Raw genomic sequence first — 17072 nt, forward strand, 5'->3', positions numbered from 1 at the left:
GTCCCCATATTGCGTATTAATACCGTTGATTTCGAACAAGTTTATTTGTAAATCCGCGTCCTATGTTGCAATCCGTATATAATCCGACTAAGTTCGTGAAATGACCGATCTGGATGAACTTGATACGGCGATCCTCCGGGAATTGCAGCTCGATGCACGGCGCACCAACCGTGATGTGGCCGCCGCAGTCGGGGTGGCACCGACGACATCGCTGGATCGGACCCGCTCGTTGCGCGAACGCGGGATCATCACCGGCGCGCGACTTGAGGTGGACCTCGGCAAGATCGGCAGGCCCGTCCAGGCCCTCGTCGCGGTAAGGGTCCGTCCCCCAACGCGGGCCAACATCGCGGGCTTCCGCGAATGGGCAGCCGGCCTGCCCGAAGTACTGGGGGTGTTCGTTACCAGCGGCAGTGAAGACTTCCTGATACACGTCGCCGTGCCCGACAACGACCACCTCTACGCCTTCGTGATCGATCGCCTGACAGAGAAGCCCGAGGTCGCCGACGTACGGACTTCAATCGTCTACGAGCACATCCGTTCCTCCACGGTTCTGCCCGACTCCCGCCTCATCGGCTGAACGCCCGGCACCGTCGGCCATGAACACCGCTTTGGCATTGCGTCAGTCCATGTGGCTCAAGGCCGGGTCGGGACTTCACGAGCAACCACCTGACCCGGACCGCGAAGGACCTCCACTTCGAAATCGTCTACTCCACCATCGCCGGGCCCCGGGGCGCGGGAAGGTCGAACGCTTTTCGGCAGCGTCATCGGAATCGGCTAGACGTTGAAGAGCAGCTTGCCTACCGGATCAGTTCGATCATGGGTGCTGCCGCCGAGACTAAGCACTACCCCTTTGGCTGTCAGCTCGTCGGCCATATCTCTGGCGTCGGAAAGTGAGCGTGCCTAACGGTCAAGTTTGGGTCACCACAAGCGTATCGCCGGCCCGGCACGCTGCCATTGCTTCACGAAGCCTGGGCGCACCCGATTTGCTCCCGTCAGTCCTTGGTCGACGAAGATTTTCTTCTCTTCCACGCCCAGGGCAAGCGGCAAGCGGAGCGTTTCGTTGGAAAGTGAGGTCCTGATCGTTCGTTGAGACGTGGGCGTTAGTTTTGCGGTTTGCGCGTGTCTCACGCACTCCCTGATCACGCGATCGGCGTCGCACGCTGGATGGCCCGGTAAACCGTGGAGCGGGCGACTTTAAAAATCTCGGCGATCTCGGTTGTGGTGTGCTCTCCAGCCCGATGGAGGGCGACTAGATGGGCCTCCTGGGATTAGGAGAGCTTGGGCTTCTTGCCCCGGAGCTTGCCTTTTGCCTTCGCAACGGCCATGCCCTCGCGGGTTCGGGCCCGGATGAGGTCGGCTTCGAACTCGGCGACCATGCCCAGGACGTTGAACAGGAGCTTGCCCACCGGGTCGTTGGGATCATAGATGCTTCCACCGAGGTTAAGGCTCACTCCCTTGCGGGTGAGTTCATCGGCGATGTCCCTCGCATCCGGCAGCGAACGTGCCAGCCGGTCGAGCTTGGTGACTACGAGGGTGTCCCCGCCCCGGCACGCGGCTAGTGCCTCTCCCAAGCCGGGACGGTCGCGCTTCCTCCCGGTGAGACCGTGGTCGACGTAGACCGCGTCGGGGTCGACGCCAGCGGCCGGAAGTGCGTTCCGCTGCGCGGTGAGATCCTGAGAATTGGTGGAGCATCTCACGTAACCGATGAACATGCTCAGAACTGTAGCGTTTGGGGCACGCGGGATCCGGGCAATTTTGGGGGCGGGTCATATGGGAATTTGGCAGGCCCGGGATTTCGCCACTATTGAACAGCTCTGCGGGTAGCGCCGATGTGTCCGGTGGACGACCGTCTAACGGACGCGTCGGAGGTCTCCGCTCGCTGGGGTTTCGCATGGACAAAAGTTTTTCCAAGATTCTCGTTACAGTTTGTTGGCTGCCGGACATTAACAGGGCATGAGCTTGCAAACCATGGGGGAACGGCTGGATCTGGAGAGAGAAAAACGATTCCTGGCTGCCCACGCGGCGGCCCACGACCGTATCTACCGCTATTTTCGGCGCAGGACGGACGGCGCCGCCACCGCGGAGGACCTGTGCGCCGAGGTCTTCAGGATCGCATGGGAGAAATCCGCGCACGGCGATGACCTCTCGGTGATTGTCCTTTTTGGCGTGGCCAAGAATGTCCTTCGGAACTACGACAGGTCCGCGCTCCGATCGACCGGACTCATCGATGCCTTGCGGCTGGAGCGCGTGCCAGAAACACCCGCAGACGGATCCGCCGTCCTGGATGGCATCGACCGTCTGGCCCCGAAGGAAAAGGAGGTGTTGCTGCTGACGTACTGGGATGGACTCACCGCCGCCCAAGTTTCCAATCTCCTCAACACCTCATCCACAGCAGTGCGCATGCGGTTGCACCGTGCCCGTAAGGAACTAAGCCGAATACTTCAGGAGCAGACAGTGTCAGAAGGAGCAACAGAATGAGCCAAGACCCAACCGCCGCCGACCGGCTCGCAGCCTCCGATCCTGCGCTCTTGATCACCGACGAGGAACTGATCCGCAGCCGACAACGGTCGCTGTCGTTCATGAACTCCGAGGCCACCCAGATAGCCGTCGGCGGATCCGTCCACGACTTCCACCGCGCACCGGCCAAGCGTCATTGGGGGCGCTTCGCCGCTGCCGGGCTTGCGACGGCAGCCGTCGCAGCCAGCGTTCTCGTTGCCTCGAGTTGGGCAACGGGGCCGGTCGACATGGCTGCCGCTCCGACAGTCTCACAGGTCACCGCGATGCAGCCGCCCCCTGCCGGCCCGGCCCGGGACCTCTTCATCGCAGCAGATGAAGTCCTGGTCCTGCAGGCGTTGCCGAACCCTGCAGAGTGGAATCAGGGGTACCGGGAATCAGGCGTCCCGAAGCTCGGGGACGAACCGGTGAACGTGATCCAGGTTCTGAAAGGATCACGGCCCATCGGGAAGGCAACCATCGACGTCTCCGCCATGCCTGCCCCGGAGTCGTGGAAGAACACGAACGTAGTTGCGCCGCTGACCTACCTCGCATTCATCAAGAAGGACGCGGCCGGTGTCGGCCACCTGATGAACGGGCCGCTCGCCCTTCTGGAAATTCTGAACCTGCGCTCTGCAACCTTCGGGGACCCTGTTTTCCAGCACCCGGTGGCCCTTGGAACGGACCTTTCTTCAAGAATTTCCATCGGCCCGACCGGAGACGTCCCCTTGGCCAACTACCCGGCAACACAGGTTGCGGCATCACCGCCGGACGTCCTCATGGAGCGGAAAAAGAGCGCGGACGGCACATCGCAAGGAACCATTCGCGGCCATGTCACGGCAACCGGGGCCTGCTTCACCTTCGAGACCAGCGCCGAGAAAGTAGTTCTCCAGTGGCCCGCCGGATACACGGCCACCACGAGGCTGCTTCCGCAATCGGCCGACGGTGAATTCAGAATCGACGGAACCAGCGCCTCCAACCGCGCAGTCGTCCTCAACGAATGGGGAATCGTCTACACCTACGACGGCCAGCCACAACCGCTCATCACAGGCACCCGCACCGACAAAACGGCCGGCTGCAACGGACAAACGCTTCCCGTCTTCAACATCGCCCCAGGTCGGCAAGGAGTTAGTCCGTTCCGGCTCTCGCACGGCCCGGCAGGACCCAACACAAAACCATAGTTTCCCTGCCGATCTCAGCTTCGATTCAATATTGAGTCGTGGCTCCGGGGCGACCTCTTCCAGGTGTCCGGTGAGGGATCGTCTACCGGACACCAGGGTCGAGCGCTTGCATTCGACCCGCTAGCTCCGGCCGCCTCGGTAAAATCGAGCATGGGCAAGAAGAACTACTTGGTCGAAGGTGTCTCCGGTAGCGGAAAGACCTCCGTCTGCAACGAACTTCGGCGCCGCGGGTACCACGCTGTCAACGGGGATCGAGAGCTCGCCTATCAAGGTGACCCCGCGTCTGGTGTGGCGGTGGACGGCGTGACGGGGCTCGCGGTACACGCCCATCACATCTGGCGCGTGGATCTGGTCAACACCATCGTGGCCGACTACAGCGAACCGGCGACGTTCTTCTGCGGCGGCTCAAGAAACGTCGAGAAGTTTCTGGAGCTGTTCGACGAGGTGTTCGTTCTGACAATTGACGCTCCAACGCTCAGGCAGCGACTTGAGAAGCGTCCCGGCGACGAGTGGGGCGGACAAGGGAGGAGTGACGAGCGGGCGCTGGTCGAACGTCTGCACGCCACTGGGTCGGACACTCCTGTGGGTACGGCCATAGATGCCACAGCACCCCTGGCCGTAGTCGTCGACGATATCCTTCAACGAGTCAGCCCGTCAGGCAACTGATCCCTAAACGGACGTCGTGCCACATAGGCGCCATGGTTCAAGTGCTGAGACACAAAGGTACTGGACACGTCTCATGCCGAACTAACGGGCATAGCCAATCTTCATTCCGGTCATAAGTAACAAGGTTGCAGTAATTCCCCCTCGTCATCGTGCCTACCATCGTGCGGTTCTTACGTACATGGACCAGGGTCTGCAACTGCGCGGAATGTGGTGACGGGCTTCCGCAGCACGGTGATCGACCGGCTTACGGAAGGCAGAGGTGAAAAAAGCTCGGGAACCTGCCCCTGCCATAACGCAGCGACTTGCAGCTCCTGGACGAACTGGGGCAGGTCACCTGCCAGCGAAACGTGCCTGGGCTTCCTCGCTGTAGGGGGTGTAGAGGTTGACGCGGTTGCCGTCGGGGTCTGCGAGCATCATGGCCCGGTTTCCCCACGGCATCGTGGTCGGCTCCTGCAGGACCCGAGTCCGGTCCCTGAGTCGCTCTCGTTCCTGATCGACATCGTTGACTTGGAATTCAATGATGGCACTGGTGTTCGACGCGACCGTCAGCCCTGTGCCGGGGAAGAGAGGGAGGGTGGCGTCGCCGCCGATGGCGAGAGTCCCACCGGCTGTGACGAGCTCGGCGAACACGGGACTGGGGCGTTCGAATATTGCGCCGGTGACGAGCTCGTAGAAGTCCACCAGATCGTCCAGGCGGCTGGTGAGGAGGCGGATGGAGGCTAATTTCATAAGTGTCCGATCATAAAGGTGACTCTGGGTGCCACCGCTCAAACAATGTAAGGTGCCTGATATTATCAGACAGTCGACGACGAGGAGAGTGATGGCTGAAGACTTTGGGCAACGCCTGCCGTACCTGCTCCGACGGGTCAACGCCGCGCTCTCGCAGCGCCTCGACGAGGATCTGCGGGAGTTCAAGTTCACGCAATCGCAGCTCTCGGCTCTCGCAATCCTCCATATAGTTCACCCTGACGGATTGTCCGGAGCGAGGCTCAGCGCGCGGTCGGGAGTGACACCTCAGTCAATGTCCGCGGCGATCGTCGGCCTGGCGGAGCGAGGTTTTGTCGAGCGTTCACCGCACCCGACACACGGGCGGGTCCTGGAGTGCCGGATCACAGATGCGGGCGCCGATGTTCTCGAGCTTGTGCAGCGGGCCACGCGCGATAGCAACCGATATGACGCCGGCCTCAGTGCGGCACAGCAGGGGCAGCTCAGAGCGCTCCTCACCGAAATGATGTGCGCCCTCGGCCTGTACCTACCTTCCGGCGAGCCGCACGAGCCCCCACACGATGGCTTTTCGTAGCTTATCTCGCGACCGTTGCCCGCTGAGGGGTCCCCTTCCGGGTTACGCCAGGCGCCAAAGAGCGATGTGAAGACGTGGCCATTTACTGCCGAAAGTCACAGAACAGGTCGATCACGTCTAATGCCGGACGGGATAGCCAAGCTTTTCCGCTGCTTCGATAACGTCCTGTGGCCATTGAGCCAGAAACGACCAAGGCATATTTTCCTCGCCAAGGAAGTTCACCTTTACCCAAGGGTCGAGGGCACCCGGGCGGTCTACATAAACCTCACGGATTGCGGAACGCTCCAGCCGCCAGGGGCCGAAGAGGCGCGCCAGCCAGCGAAACCTCATCCTAAATTCGAGATGCGCAGTGTCAAGAGTCAGAACGACCCAAGGCCCAAGAATTCCAGTCATCACGCCAGGTCTTGTCAGGCCGCCCTTGAACACATATGCCATTTCAACACTCTAGTTGGGGGCCGGCTACGGCCGAGATCACAAGGGACTAACCTCAGCAAAATTTGGTTGCGTCCGGTAAAGGATCGCCTAACGGACACCGCCACTCCTAGGCTGTTAACTAGAGGGCATGGACGACCTTGAGGTTCCGCATCCCACGACGAATCCGCCACCAGAAGAGATCGCAGTCCGACTCCACCGAGCAATGAACGCAGCTGTCGGTCTCCCTGTCGCCGACATAGCCAACGTCCAATTGCTGATCGACGCCGGCAAACGGCTCGTGGCATTCGAGACCCTCTGCACGCAAATCTTTGAATTCGACATCGCGCTCCCTCCAGAACGCATCCGAGACTTGGAGGCTCTCGGCGAGGTACTCGGAGCCAACCGCAGCCTCACAGACTGCCTGTGGGAAAACACCGCGGGTATGTAGCAACCGATCGCCGACTTCCTGCGTCCTGAGCGGCACTTTCCCTCAGTCCGACCAGCGTCACCACACTCCGTGGGGCCACCCGACGCTAGCCCGGTGAGGGATCGGCTTGCGGGCGTGCCCTAATCGTTCATTCCGTATTAGGCTCGCGGGGTGTCTACCAGTCGGAATCCCCAAGTGATCGTACTGAACGTCCGATCAAGCTCCGGTCGGCACTTTCATCGACGCAATTCCTGCTGGGGGTGACAGCCCGCGCGCGGAAATCACCTTCGAGCAGGACGGCACTATCACTTTCACTGCTGAGCATCGGGCTGGAGAACGCAGTTGGTACGCCGGACTCAGCGGCATGGCCCGGGCAGGGCCCACTTGATCCTTGATGAGGTCCGCTGAGGATTCCCCGTACCCACCGCCATTGGCCGTGCAGACGGGCTTCGGACATTCCGTGCAGACGACTTTGAAAAATGACAGCCAGTGCACAACTGAGCAGCTCCCTCACCACGTCAGCTCTGACAGGGAGCTGCTCAGTCTTGACCGGAGAAGTCGCCGCCGGGAAGGTCACGTACTGGACCCCCCCCTAGCGGTGCAACTCGCTTTGTCGAATTGGGGTCAGGCTCCCTGTCGTTTCTCCGCGCCGACAAGGGCGGTGACGCGGGCGCGCTCTGCGCGGCCGTATGTTTCTTTGGTGACCAGAATGCCGATCAAACCGATGATGGCTGCCAGCATGTAGAGCAGTGAAGCCCCGGGCCAGCCAATCCAGCCGACGAGCAGAACAGCAAGAAGTGGCGCGAACCCGCCGATCGCAGCGGCGATCTGATAGCCGAGCGAAGCACCGGACGTGCGCGTCGAGGTGCCGAACTGTTCGGTGAGGAGCGAGCCCTGCACGCCGGTGAGAGAAGCGTGCACGACACCGATGCCGAAGATGAACACCGCGATGACAAGTGCCGGTGTGCCGTCATTGGTGAGCAGGTACATCGGGAACGCGAACAGGATTGCCGCGAGGCAAGCCACGATGTAGATCGGCCGACGGCCCACCTTGTCAGTAAGCGCCCCCATGGCGAATGTGACGACGATCGCCACGATGCTGGCCGCCGTGATGGAGCCGAGTGCTGTGGGGCGAATGTCGGGGAAGCGCTGGGAAAGGTAGCTGAGCAGGAAGGTGGCCGTCGAGTAATAGGCAAACGACTCCACCATACGCAGGGCGATCACGCGGAGGATGCTGTGCCAGTCCCGACGAACGGTGGTGAGGAACGGGTTCTTTTCGATTTTCCCCTCAGCCTTGGCCGCTTCGAACTCGGGCGACTCCGACAACCGTGACCGCACAACCAGGGCAACGACGACGAGGACGGCGCTGAAGAGGAACGGCACACGCCAAGCCCAGTCGCCTTCAAGGTGGGCGCAGATGAGGAACATCGCGCTGGCGAGTGCGATGCCGAGCGGGTTTCCGGCCTGAGGAATAGCGGCGTACATGCCACGGCGGTTCCATGGCGCATGCTCATATGTCATCGTGATGGCACCGCCCCATTCGGCTCCAAACGCGAGACCCTGGATCATCCGGATGATGACCAAGAGCACCGGTGCAATGGCACCGACCTGGGCGTAGGTAGGCAGGAGCCCGATGAGGCAGGTTGCGCCTCCCATCACCAGCATCGCGCCGACGAGAACCGGCTTCCGGCCGAACTTGTCGGCGAGGTAACCGCCGACCGCGCCGCCAAGGGGGCGCATGAGGAAGCCCACCGCGAGTGTGGCGAAGGAGAGGAGCGTGCCGATGAAACGGTCACTCTGGGGAAAGAAGACCGCGCTGAAATACAGTGCGGAAGCGGTGCCATAGGCAATGAAGTCGTAGTTCTCTACGCTCGTCCCCATTGCGGCGGCGAATGCCGTCTTGTTACGGTCTTTCGATCCGAGCGCAGATTTCTGCGGAATCGAGGTCGTTGTCGTCACGGGTGGATCTCCTTTGATCTGTGGTGGTGGGGGGAGCCTGTTTTTAGCCGGCGAATGCTGGCCGGAGATTGTCGAGGGCGTTCAACTTCTCAACGCGGCGGCGCGTATCGTCGTCGTCATCGAACGTTGCGGCGAGGAACTGTTCCACGATGTCGTCGATGAAGGCGGGCGGAACCAGCCAGGGCGCCGAACGCAAGGGCATTGGCATCGTCGTGTTCGACCATTTGATGGGCGGAGTATGCCTCGTTGGCAAGACCACACCGGATGCCGGGAATCTTGTTGGCTGCCATGATGGCGCCGGCACCCGTTCCGCACACCAGCACGGCGCGGTCCGCGCTGCCATCAAGCACGAGCGCGCAGGTCTCCTGAGTCACATCGGGGAAATCAACGGGCTCCGTGCTGATGGCGCCTCGCTCGATCACGGTGTGGCCGAGTCGCTCAACGGCGTTGATCACGCGCTGTTTGACAGGAAATCCGGCGTGGTCTGCTCCTACGGCAACGATCATGCTGATGTCCTTTCGGTGAGGGCGAGGAGCATGAGCTCGACGTCGCCGAGGTGCGGGATGGATGAGGATGCTCCCACAAGGGTGACGGCGAGGGCCCCCGCGGCGGACGCGAGGCTCAGCCGCTCCTTCATGGGGAGTCCGGCGTGCGCGGCAAGATAGCCGACCACGGTGTCACCTGCAGCAGTCGAATCGACCGCACGGACCTTCGGGGCAGGGACGCTGCCCGACAGTCCGTCCGCGAAGAAGATCGCCCCGTCAGAGCCGAGCGTGCAGATGGCGTCGGCGTCCAGCGCGCGTGCGCATTCGGCCAGGAGAACACTAAGGGCGGAGCTGCCCGGGCCCTCCCCGATGGCCTCGATTCCGAGGATTCCACTGATCTGCTTGAGCTCGTGTTCATTGACGACGAGGAGATCGATGTCGTGCACGAGATCCGTGGCCGCGGTGGGTGCAGGTGCCGCATTCCAAATGACCGTAGCGCCAAGGGACTGTGCCAGGCGAGCAGCGGCACGGTTTGCGTCGGCCGGAACTTCGTTCTGCAGCACGAGGACATCACCGGTCGAGATCGAAGCGAGGCCGGTCGCGGCCACGTCCTCATCGAGCAGGTCATTGGCGCCCGAGAGTACGACGATGGAGTTCTCACCCGAGTCCTCGACGAAGACGACCGCGCGGCCGGTCGCGACTCCGCGGCGCGTCGCGACCGAGTCGGTGTCGACGCCGCGCAAGAGGAGTGCCGCGAGCTGAGCGACCGCTTCGGAATCATCACCGACCAGTCCGATCATGCGAGTCACTGCGCCGGCGGCCGCGGCGGCGATCGCCTGATTGGCCCCTTTGCCGCCCGGTGACGCACTCCCGGTCGAGGCGATGACTGTTTCGCCGGGAGTCGGGAGCGCTGTCATTCCGTAGCTGATGTCGGCATTGATGCTGCCGAAGACCATAACCGTTCCGTTCATCATTTCACCTCCTCGTAAAAGCTCCATGGAATCGTTTCCATGGATGTGATGAGTTCAATAGTGCATGACGGGACGGGTTCGTGCAAGGGGCGCCAGCGCGCTTTCAGTCGTCCAATGGGTGCGGCCGCGCGCTATCGCACCTCCCAAAGGGAGGTATACTCGGGAACGTTTCCATGAGGAAGTAGGTAAGTGGCAACGATCAAAGATGTTGCAGCCCGGGCCGGAGTCGCGCTCGGAACGGCGTCACGCGTGCTCTCGGGAAGCAGCCAGACCTCGGCCGATTCTCGCTCACGTGTGCTGGCGGCCGCCGCGGAGCTGAATTACATCGCCAACGGGCCGGCACGCTCGCTGCGGCGCTCCAAGACCGACGTGCTCGGCCTGCTGGTGTCAGACATCCGGAATCCCTTCTTTTCGGACCTTGCCCATGCCGCTGAGCAAGAGGCCGGAAGGCACGGGTACACCGTGCTCCTTGCGAACGCCAACGAAGACCAGGCGAAGGTTGATGAGTACTTGCGCATTTTCGCTTCGCAGCGCATCGATGGACTTCTGCTGTCTCCACAAGGCGGGCACTCACCGCAACTTGAATTGCTGCGCGCGACGGGGCTACCGCTGGTGCTCTTGAAACCGCACCCTGAACGGTCTGGACGCGCCGATGTTCGGAACCGACAACGCCGGGGGCGTCGCGAGTGTGCTCGACTGGCTGCAGCGGCGGGGGCACCGAGAGGTCGCATTCGTCGGCGGCCCGTCGACTATTTCCACCGGTGCCGAGCGCCTCGCCGCATACCGGGCGGGACGCGAATCCCATGGAATCAGCATGGACGACGCACTCATCGACACCGGCGACTTCCTGCCCGGCGGCGCGGCAAAGGCGATGCACCGAATTCTCGACCGTGGCATGCGCCCAACCGCGGTGTTCGGCGCGAACGGCCCAACGACTTTGGGAGTAGTTCGCGCGCTTCGACAACGCCTCGGTACTGACTGGGCAGCGAACATCGCAATCGTTTCCTTCGATGACCTCGACTGGTTCGAATTCGCGTCGCCGGCGATCAGCGCGGTTCGAAACGATGCGGCAACCATCGGACGGCTCGGAGTCGCGGGGCTCGTCGACCTGATCAATGGGCGCAGCGTGGATTCACTGCGAGTCCCGACCGAGTTCTTCGATCGCTCCGCCGGCACTTCGTGAATGCCGCTGCATCGTCCCTAAGTTGTGTTCCCATAACGTCGCGAGTTGGGACTTGAGGCAATTTTGGTGTGTCTCGGAGCTGCGCGGACGTCCGGCATGCTTCTGTCCGGTGGAGGATCCATAAACGGACGTCGTGCCACATAGGCGCCGTTGTTCAAGTGCTGAGACACACAGGTAGTGGACACGTCTCATGCCGAACTAACGTGCGTACCCGGGCGTAATCCATCTAACCGCGACGGTTTGAAGACGGGCATGGCTGCTTCCGCGCGCGGCATGATCCATCCCGGGGTGGGCATGGTCACTTTCGCCATGCCGTTCCGCACGGCCGGGGTGACCTGGTTGCAGTCCACCTCGTGCGGCTCCAACGGGATCCGCACCAAACCCTCCAAGAGCTGCCGCGACCGCTCGTCGATGAGCTGATACTCGACATCCTGCGGCGTCTGAAAATCAGGGATGCCGTGATGGTTCCGCAGCGTCCCGCAGCCGGTTTCCGGGTTGTACGTCGCTAGGCCCGCGCAGCGCTAAATCTCAATCTCGAGCTCGCGCTCCACGTCCCATTGAACCGTCCACCCTAGGGCGTCAAAGAGGCCGCTCAGCACCATCCCGGTGAAACCCCAAACCATGAGCCCGTTCACCATGAAGACGGGGCTTGAGAAGGTTCTGCCGAATCGGGAAAGTGTCCCTGTGTATCGGTTGTCGGGGTCCAGGAGGTCCCGCACCGGAACACGGAAGACCTGCGCGGACTCGGCGTAGTCCACCACCCTCACGGGCGAGGGCGACGCCCACCACGCCAGGACCGGAGTGACCACAAAATTGCTGCGGATCAGGCCGAGTTCCGGCATGACACCCAGCACCTGCACGCCACCGCTGTCCAGGCCGGTCTCCTCCACCGCCTCCCTGAGCGCTGCCGCAACGGCTGACTCATCCCCGGGATCGATACTGCCGCCGGGGAACGCCACCTGTCCCGGATGGTCATCCAGGGTGTGGGCGCGTTCCAGAAGCAACACGTCAAGATCCGCGGGGGCCACCGGCTTGCCGGATTGGGCAGGAACGTCGTCCAAGACACCGAAGAGCATAAGCACAGCGGCTTTTCGCGCTTTGTCCGGATCCACCGTGGCAGCGGCAATCCGCGGATCAGGGCCGGGATGCAGGCCCGAATCGATCCTAGTGATGAGGCTGACGAGATCCTCGAGCGCGGTCATGCCGGCCTCCTTTGCGATTCCATCCGAATCTCCGCCGCGCGGTGCGTTTCGGCAAGCAGCTTTCCCAGAAGCGCTTCGTTGCCGGGCGCCAACTCGTACTTGAGCAACTTGGCAGCCTTGACGGGATCGGTCTCACCGTCGCCATAGCTCGGACACCAATTGGCCACTGCGCACGCTCCGCACGCCGGCCGGCGAGCATGACAGACCCTCCGTCCGTGAAAAACCACGCGGTGGGACAACATGGTCCAATCCTTGGGCTCGAACAGCTCAGCGACGTCGAACTCGATCTTCACCGGGTCCTCGGACGTCGTCCATCCAAACCTGCGTGCCAACCTGCCGAAATGTGTGTCCACTGTGATTCCCGGAACACCGAAAGCGTTCCCCAGCACCACATTGGCCGTTTTGCGCCCGACGCCGGGAAGCGTCACCAGATCTTCCAGACGGCCCGGGACCTCGCCGTCGTACTCGTCCACCAAGCGGGTGCTGAGCGCCAGGACGTTCTTCGCTTTGGCACGGAAAAAACCTGTCGGCTGCAGGATCGCCTCCAGCTCGGCAACCTCGGCTTCAGCCATGCTCCGGGCATCCGGATAGCGGGCGAACAGGATCTTGGTGACTTGGTTGACCAGCACATCGGTGGTCTGTGCGGACAGCACCGTGGCCACCACAAGCTCGAAAGGGTTCCGGAAATCAAGCTCGGCGTGGGCATAGGGGTAGAGCTCGGAAAGTGCCTTGTTGATCTTGCGCGCCCGCCGCTTCAAAGCCAGCGGGGTTTCGACGACGGTGTCCACGGCTTATCTGGCTAGCCGCGTTCGATGTTGCTGAGATCGTGCAGGACGCCCGTTTTGCCGTCAGCATCCTGCACGAGGAATTCGTTGCCGCGGTCCTCGAGGGCCAGGACCCACGTCCCCGGTTCGATCGTGAAAGCGGTCATCCCTGTGTGCTCGTCGACCACCGTGCGGGGATGGGCCACGGCGAACCAGAAGGCCTCGTATTGGGTGCCGTGCTCGTCCTCATCCCGTCGCGAGGCTGGATCAACAGTGGCACCAATGGACTGATGCACCTTCGGCTGCGCGAACTGGCTGGCTGCCCCGATGTGCTGTGTCGCGGGTCCGCTTGCCGGGTTCGGGCCTGCCACCACGGGGGTGGCCACGGTGGCCGCAAAGTGGGGCGACCCGACGTCGACCGCAGAAACCTCAGCGGGCGCAGCGGGGGCAGCCGGCTCAGCGGGTGAACCGGTCGCAACGGGCTCAGCAGGTACAAAAGGCTCGACGACGGCGCCCTCGGCCGCCGTCGCTGCGGCTGGTGCAGCGGCTGGTGCAGCGGCTGGTGCAGCGGCTGGTGCAGCGGATGCCGGAGACCACTTCGGCGTAGGGGCGATGGTGGGCTCCGCAGGTGCGGACGTGTCGGATACGGCGGCCGAAGGCGACTCAGGCGCGGCTTCCGGCTTCGGCGGTTTGGGTACGGCGGGCTTGCGGGTGGGAATGACCGCTTCCCGGGCAACAACGTGCGCGGGCCGCTCGGCCCGATCCTTGAAGTCGTCGCGCAGAATCGGCAGGTGCGGAGCCAGCGAACGGTCGCGCCCAGAAGTCCTACGGAACCGATCAGGCCCACCAGCACGTATGCGGTAAACGCGCTTGCGGCAGACAGGAAGAACAGCGCCACGGCGAACGACGCCACGACGGAAGCGAACTGGTCAATTGAGAGCGAACCGATTCTCACGACGTTTCGCGGCTGCAGGCGCCGGTTGACGAACAGGGCAGTCACAACCACGGGAAGGATGATCCCCAGGGCCAGGAAGAAAAGGTTGTCCAGGTTCCATAGGTTGTAGCGCCCACCAAACATCGGCAAAAGGGAAGCCACAAACATCAGCAAGGTGGAGCCAAAAACGGTCAGGTCCCGGCTGGTGAATGGACCCAGCACAGCTTGGTACTTCATGGAGGTCTTGCCGCCGGGCTCCGGTACCCCGGTTCCAGCTGCTGCTTCGGGGACCGATCCGGGCTTCTGAGCGCCGTTTGTCGGGCCTAGGCTCGTCTGGTTCATGTGCAAATCTCCTTTGTACGGCGGTGCCCGGACGCCGGCACCCCAAGCTGGATCCGGTTTTTTCCGGGCCAGGCAGGGGCGCCAAATTTCCGCGTCTCGAGACCTCTTCAGCCTATGCCACCCGTCTGAGAGTCCACTAGTTGCGCGGCGTCTCCCCCCAGCTGACAGTCCAGATTGTGATCGCAGACACCTCTTGTCGACTCAAAACGCTAAGGTGGGTTCCGGAAAAGCTCTTTGCGGAATCCCGCGCGGCAGAGATCGATGAATGAAGAGGTTCACATGTCCCAGGACGCCAATGGATCGACGACAACCGCTGTAACCGGGCCTGACGGCGCGGGCAACGGCGACGCCCTCGAAAATCTTCTCCACGAAAACCGGAAGTTCGCGCCCACCGAGGATTTTGCGGCGAACGCGGTGGTGACGGCCGAGGCATACAAAGAAGCAGCGGCGGACCGTCCCGCGTTTTGGGCGAAGCAGGCCCGGGAGCTGCTGACCTGGGACCAGGACTTCACCGAGGCCCTTGACTGGTCCAACCCGCCGTTCGCGAAGTGGTTCGTCGGCGGGCAGGTCAACGCCGCGTACAACGCCCTGGACCGGCACGTCGAAAACGGCCTCGGGGACCGGGTGGCGATCCACTTCGAAGGCGAACCCGGCGATACCCGCACCTACACCTACGCGCAGCTGACCGAGGAGGTCAAGAAAGCCGCGAACGCTTTCGAGTCCCTCGGCGTGGCCAAGGGCGACCGCGTGGCCGTGTACCTGCCCATGATCCCCGAGGCCGTCATCACCATGCTGGCCTGCGCCCGGATCGGCGCCGTGCACTCGGTGGTATTCGGCGGCTTCTCGGCCGACGCCTTGCGCTCCAGGATCGACGACGCCGAGGCCAAGCTGGTGGTGACCGCGGACGGTACCTACCGCCGCGGCAAGCCCAGCCCGCTCAAGCCCGCCGTGGACCAAGCCCTCGCCAAGCCCGGCCACACCGTCCGGAACGTCGTGGTGGTCAAGCGCAACGGCGAACCAGTGGACTGGCACGAGGGCCGGGACCAGTGGTGGGACGAAACGGTCGGCAAGGCCTCAACCGAGCACACCGCGGTTGGGCATGACTCCGAGCACCCGCTCTTCATCCTCTACACCTCCGGAACCACCGGCAAGCCCAAGGGCATCCTGCACACCACCGGCGGCTACCTCACCCAGACCGCCTACACCCACAAGGCCGTCTTCGACCTGCACCCGGAAACGGACGTGTTCTGGTGCACCGCCGACGTCGGATGGGTCACCGGCCACTCCTACGTCGCCTACGCCCCGCTGGTCAACGGCGCCACCCAAGTCATGTACGAAGGCACCCCGGACTCCCCCCACCAGGGCCGCTGGTGGGAAATCATCGAAAAGTACAAGGTCTCCATCCTCTACACGGCCCCCACCGCGATCCGGACCTTCATGAAGTGGGGCCGGGACATCCCGGCCAAGTACGATCTGTCCTCCATCCGCGTCCTGGGCTCCGTGGGCGAACCCATCAACCCCGAAGCCCTGGATGTGGTACCGGGAGGTCATCGGCGGCAACGCCGGCAAGAACGGGGAAAAGAAGGAGAACCCTGCCCCCATCGTGGACACCTGGTGGCAGACCGAAACCGGCGCCCAGATGATCGCCCCGCTGCCCGGCGTCACTGCCACCAAGCCCGGATCCGCCCAGGCCCCGCTGCCGGGTATCGCAATCGACGTCGTCGACGAGGCAGGCGAGTCCGTCCCGGACGGGCACGGCGGCTACCTCGTGGTCCGCGAGCCCTGGCCCGCCATGCTCCGCGGCATCTGGGGGGACCCCGAACGGTTCAAGGAAACCTACTGGTCCCGCTTCGAGGGCATGTACTTCGCCGGCGACGGCGCCAAGAAAGACGAGGACGGCGACGTGTGGCTCCTGGGCCGGGTGGATGACGTCATGAACATCTCCGGGCACCGGCTCTCCACTACCGAAATCGAATCCGCCCTGGTCAGCCACCCCTGGGTGGCCGAGGCCGCCGTCGTCGGAGCCTCCGACGAAACCACCGGCCAGGCCGTGGTCGCGTTCGTGATCCTGCGCGGGGACGCCGTCAACAGCGGCGACTCAACCGTCACCGAACTGCGCAACCACGTGGGCAAGGAAATCGGCCCCATCGCCAAACCCAAACACATCCTCGTGGTCCCCGAACTGCCCAAAACCCGGTCCGGGAAAATCATGCGCCGCCTCCTGAAGGACGTCGCAGAAGGCCGCGAAGTAGGCGACGCTACCACCCTCTCCGACCCCACCATCATGGCCCAGATCGCGGAGTCACTGAAGAAGTAGGCGGCCCCGGCGGCACCACAGTCACCAAGCCACGCAAGCAAGGGCGGCGGCTCCCTCCCAAGAGGGCCGCCGCCTTTGTCATGAAACGCGCCGTCGCAAGAATGTTATATTTAGTTCTTTCATGTTCTCTTTTGAGCGGTTATAGTCAAGTTCTACGTGAGATAACTCACAGGCACCACGCTTTTCAAGGGAGAGAACATGGCAGCGAATCTTGACGCGTTCCAATCGGGCAACAACGTTGGCCCTGGACGCCGCACCATCCTGAAAACGCTCGGTATCGGTGCTGCCGGGCTGGCCGGCATCCCGCTGCTGGCTGCTTGCACCGGCAGTTCCGGACCGGCTTCCGGAACCTCTTCGAATAGCCTGACCTTCGGCTCGGGTTCCTCGGACGATGTCCCCAAGAACGCCTACAAAGCGGTCACCGATGCGTTCAC

The 17072-nt window shown here is 62.9% G+C and carries 16 protein-coding genes and 4 pseudogenes; 10 read left to right on the forward strand and 10 right to left on the reverse strand.

Annotation, left to right across the window (positions count from 1 at the left end):
- The first annotated feature begins 100 nt into the window (after nucleotides 1-100).
- Nucleotides 101-577, forward strand: coding sequence for an Lrp/AsnC family transcriptional regulator (locus ACF0H6_RS08495; protein ID WP_395249214.1), 477 nt, complete (start codon nucleotides 101-103; stop codon nucleotides 575-577).
- Between the two features lie 200 nt (nucleotides 578-777).
- Here ACF0H6_RS08495 and ACF0H6_RS08500 read toward each other — a convergent pair.
- A pseudogene (locus tag ACF0H6_RS08500) lies at nucleotides 778-1132 on the reverse strand (recombinase family protein); the annotation flags it as partial.
- Nucleotides 1133-1139: 7 nt separating this feature from the next.
- Nucleotides 1140-1712 (reverse strand): annotated as a pseudogene (locus ACF0H6_RS08505) (recombinase family protein).
- A 241-nt stretch (nucleotides 1713-1953) separates the two neighbouring features.
- Here ACF0H6_RS08505 and ACF0H6_RS08510 point away from each other — a divergent pair.
- From ACF0H6_RS08510 to ACF0H6_RS08520, 3 genes are all read left to right on the forward strand, one after another.
- Nucleotides 1954-2478 carry an RNA polymerase sigma factor gene (locus tag ACF0H6_RS08510; RefSeq protein WP_395249215.1) on the forward strand — a complete coding sequence of 175 codons (525 nt, stop codon included), beginning with the start codon at nucleotides 1954-1956 and terminating at the stop codon, nucleotides 2476-2478.
- Nucleotides 2475-3674, forward strand: coding sequence for a hypothetical protein (locus tag ACF0H6_RS08515; RefSeq protein ID WP_395249216.1), 1200 nt, complete (start codon nucleotides 2475-2477; stop codon nucleotides 3672-3674). The genes ACF0H6_RS08510 and ACF0H6_RS08515 overlap by 4 nt, the downstream gene beginning before the upstream one ends.
- Before the next feature lie 150 nt (nucleotides 3675-3824).
- Nucleotides 3825-4340 (forward strand): AAA family ATPase, encoded by a 516-nt coding sequence (locus tag ACF0H6_RS08520; RefSeq protein ID WP_395249217.1) that lies wholly within the window; start codon nucleotides 3825-3827, stop codon nucleotides 4338-4340.
- Between the two features lie 330 nt (nucleotides 4341-4670).
- Here ACF0H6_RS08520 and ACF0H6_RS08525 read toward each other — a convergent pair whose 3' ends face one another.
- The gene (locus tag ACF0H6_RS08525; protein ID WP_395249218.1) at nucleotides 4671-5069 is read right to left on the reverse strand and encodes a VOC family protein; all 399 of its coding nucleotides are present in this window, start codon (nucleotides 5067-5069) and stop codon (nucleotides 4671-4673) included.
- Nucleotides 5070-5160: 91 nt separating this feature from the next.
- On the opposite strand from ACF0H6_RS08525, the gene ACF0H6_RS08530 reads away from it, so the two are divergent.
- Nucleotides 5161-5640 carry a MarR family winged helix-turn-helix transcriptional regulator gene (locus ACF0H6_RS08530; protein WP_395249219.1) on the forward strand — a complete coding sequence of 160 codons (480 nt, stop codon included), beginning with the start codon at nucleotides 5161-5163 and terminating at the stop codon, nucleotides 5638-5640.
- 117 nt (nucleotides 5641-5757) lie between these two features.
- Here the strand turns inward: ACF0H6_RS08530 and ACF0H6_RS08535 are convergent, their stop codons facing one another.
- Nucleotides 5758-6075, reverse strand: coding sequence for a hypothetical protein (locus ACF0H6_RS08535; RefSeq protein WP_395249220.1), 318 nt, complete (start codon nucleotides 6073-6075; stop codon nucleotides 5758-5760).
- A gap of 202 nt (nucleotides 6076-6277) precedes the next feature.
- On the opposite strand from ACF0H6_RS08535, the gene ACF0H6_RS08540 reads away from it, so the two are divergent.
- A complete protein-coding gene (locus ACF0H6_RS08540; protein ID WP_395249221.1) occupies nucleotides 6278-6502 on the forward strand; it encodes a MafI family immunity protein in 225 nt (74 codons plus the stop codon).
- 603 nt (nucleotides 6503-7105) lie between these two features.
- Here the strand turns inward: ACF0H6_RS08540 and ACF0H6_RS08545 are convergent.
- The 3 genes from ACF0H6_RS08545 to ACF0H6_RS08555 form a co-directional block, all read right to left on the reverse strand.
- Entirely contained in the window at nucleotides 7106-8440 is a 1335-nt protein-coding gene (locus tag ACF0H6_RS08545) for an MFS transporter (protein WP_395249222.1), read from the reverse strand.
- Between the two features lie 116 nt (nucleotides 8441-8556).
- Nucleotides 8557-8946, reverse strand: coding sequence for an RpiB/LacA/LacB family sugar-phosphate isomerase (locus tag ACF0H6_RS08550; RefSeq protein WP_395249223.1), 390 nt, complete (start codon nucleotides 8944-8946; stop codon nucleotides 8557-8559).
- Complete coding sequence (locus ACF0H6_RS08555) at nucleotides 8943-9899, reverse strand: PfkB family carbohydrate kinase (protein ID WP_395249224.1); 957 nt, start codon at nucleotides 9897-9899, stop codon at nucleotides 8943-8945. Before ACF0H6_RS08555 ends, ACF0H6_RS08550 begins: the two co-directional genes overlap by 4 nt.
- Before the next feature lie 186 nt (nucleotides 9900-10085).
- On the opposite strand from ACF0H6_RS08555, the pseudogene ACF0H6_RS08560 reads away from it, so the two are divergent.
- From ACF0H6_RS08560 to ACF0H6_RS08570, 3 genes and pseudogenes are all read left to right on the forward strand, one after another.
- Nucleotides 10086-10460: pseudogene (locus ACF0H6_RS08560) on the forward strand (LacI family DNA-binding transcriptional regulator); the annotation flags it as partial.
- Between the two features lie 88 nt (nucleotides 10461-10548).
- Nucleotides 10549-11079 carry a substrate-binding domain-containing protein gene (locus tag ACF0H6_RS08565; RefSeq protein WP_395249225.1) on the forward strand — a complete coding sequence of 177 codons (531 nt, stop codon included), beginning with the start codon at nucleotides 10549-10551 and terminating at the stop codon, nucleotides 11077-11079.
- A 252-nt stretch (nucleotides 11080-11331) separates the two neighbouring features.
- Nucleotides 11332-11499, forward strand: coding sequence for a hypothetical protein (locus ACF0H6_RS08570; RefSeq protein ID WP_395249226.1), 168 nt, complete (start codon nucleotides 11332-11334; stop codon nucleotides 11497-11499).
- A 101-nt stretch (nucleotides 11500-11600) separates the two neighbouring features.
- Here ACF0H6_RS08570 and ACF0H6_RS08575 read toward each other — a convergent pair whose 3' ends face one another.
- From ACF0H6_RS08575 to ACF0H6_RS08585, 3 genes are read right to left on the reverse strand one after another with little or no spacing between them, the layout of a single operon-like run.
- Nucleotides 11601-12281, reverse strand: coding sequence for an NUDIX hydrolase (locus ACF0H6_RS08575; RefSeq protein ID WP_395249227.1), 681 nt, complete (start codon nucleotides 12279-12281; stop codon nucleotides 11601-11603).
- Nucleotides 12278-13069, reverse strand: a complete 792-nt coding sequence (gene nth, locus ACF0H6_RS08580; RefSeq protein ID WP_395249228.1) for an endonuclease III — start codon at nucleotides 13067-13069, stop codon at nucleotides 12278-12280. Before nth ends, ACF0H6_RS08575 begins: the two co-directional genes overlap by 4 nt.
- An 11-nt stretch (nucleotides 13070-13080) precedes the next feature.
- A complete protein-coding gene (locus ACF0H6_RS08585; protein WP_395249229.1) occupies nucleotides 13081-13431 on the reverse strand; it encodes a hypothetical protein in 351 nt (116 codons plus the stop codon).
- A 1169-nt stretch (nucleotides 13432-14600) separates the two neighbouring features.
- Here ACF0H6_RS08585 and acs point away from each other — a divergent pair.
- Nucleotides 14601-16638: pseudogene (acs, locus tag ACF0H6_RS08590) on the forward strand (acetate--CoA ligase).
- Nucleotides 16639-17072: the final 434 nt, after the last annotated feature.

Origin of the sequence: Arthrobacter sp. NA-172 (assembly GCF_043952055.1) — a bacterium.
In the GTDB taxonomy this organism is placed as follows: Bacteria; Actinomycetota; Actinomycetes; order Actinomycetales; family Micrococcaceae; genus Arthrobacter.

Coding starts and splice junctions, on each gene's coding strand:
- ACF0H6_RS08520 (WP_395249217.1), top strand. CDS start 3,825: ATGGGCAAGAAGAACTACTTGGTCGAAGGTGTCTCCGGTAGCGGAAAG.
- ACF0H6_RS08555 (WP_395249224.1), bottom strand. CDS start 9,899: ATGATGAACGGAACGGTTATGGTCTTCGGCAGCATCAATGCCGACATC.
- ACF0H6_RS08565 (WP_395249225.1), top strand. CDS start 10,549: ATGTTCGGAACCGACAACGCCGGGGGCGTCGCGAGTGTGCTCGACTGG.
- ACF0H6_RS08535 (WP_395249220.1), bottom strand. CDS start 6,075: ATGGCATATGTGTTCAAGGGCGGCCTGACAAGACCTGGCGTGATGACT.
- ACF0H6_RS08510 (WP_395249215.1), top strand. CDS start 1,954: ATGAGCTTGCAAACCATGGGGGAACGGCTGGATCTGGAGAGAGAAAAA.
- ACF0H6_RS08515 (WP_395249216.1), top strand. CDS start 2,475: ATGAGCCAAGACCCAACCGCCGCCGACCGGCTCGCAGCCTCCGATCCT.
- ACF0H6_RS08495 (WP_395249214.1), top strand. CDS start 101: ATGACCGATCTGGATGAACTTGATACGGCGATCCTCCGGGAATTGCAG.
- ACF0H6_RS08570 (WP_395249226.1), top strand. CDS start 11,332: ATGGCTGCTTCCGCGCGCGGCATGATCCATCCCGGGGTGGGCATGGTC.
- ACF0H6_RS08530 (WP_395249219.1), top strand. CDS start 5,161: ATGGCTGAAGACTTTGGGCAACGCCTGCCGTACCTGCTCCGACGGGTC.
- ACF0H6_RS08575 (WP_395249227.1), bottom strand. CDS start 12,281: ATGACCGCGCTCGAGGATCTCGTCAGCCTCATCACTAGGATCGATTCG.
- ACF0H6_RS08550 (WP_395249223.1), bottom strand. CDS start 8,946: ATGATCGTTGCCGTAGGAGCAGACCACGCCGGATTTCCTGTCAAACAG.
- ACF0H6_RS08525 (WP_395249218.1), bottom strand. CDS start 5,069: ATGAAATTAGCCTCCATCCGCCTCCTCACCAGCCGCCTGGACGATCTG.
- ACF0H6_RS08540 (WP_395249221.1), top strand. CDS start 6,278: ATGAACGCAGCTGTCGGTCTCCCTGTCGCCGACATAGCCAACGTCCAA.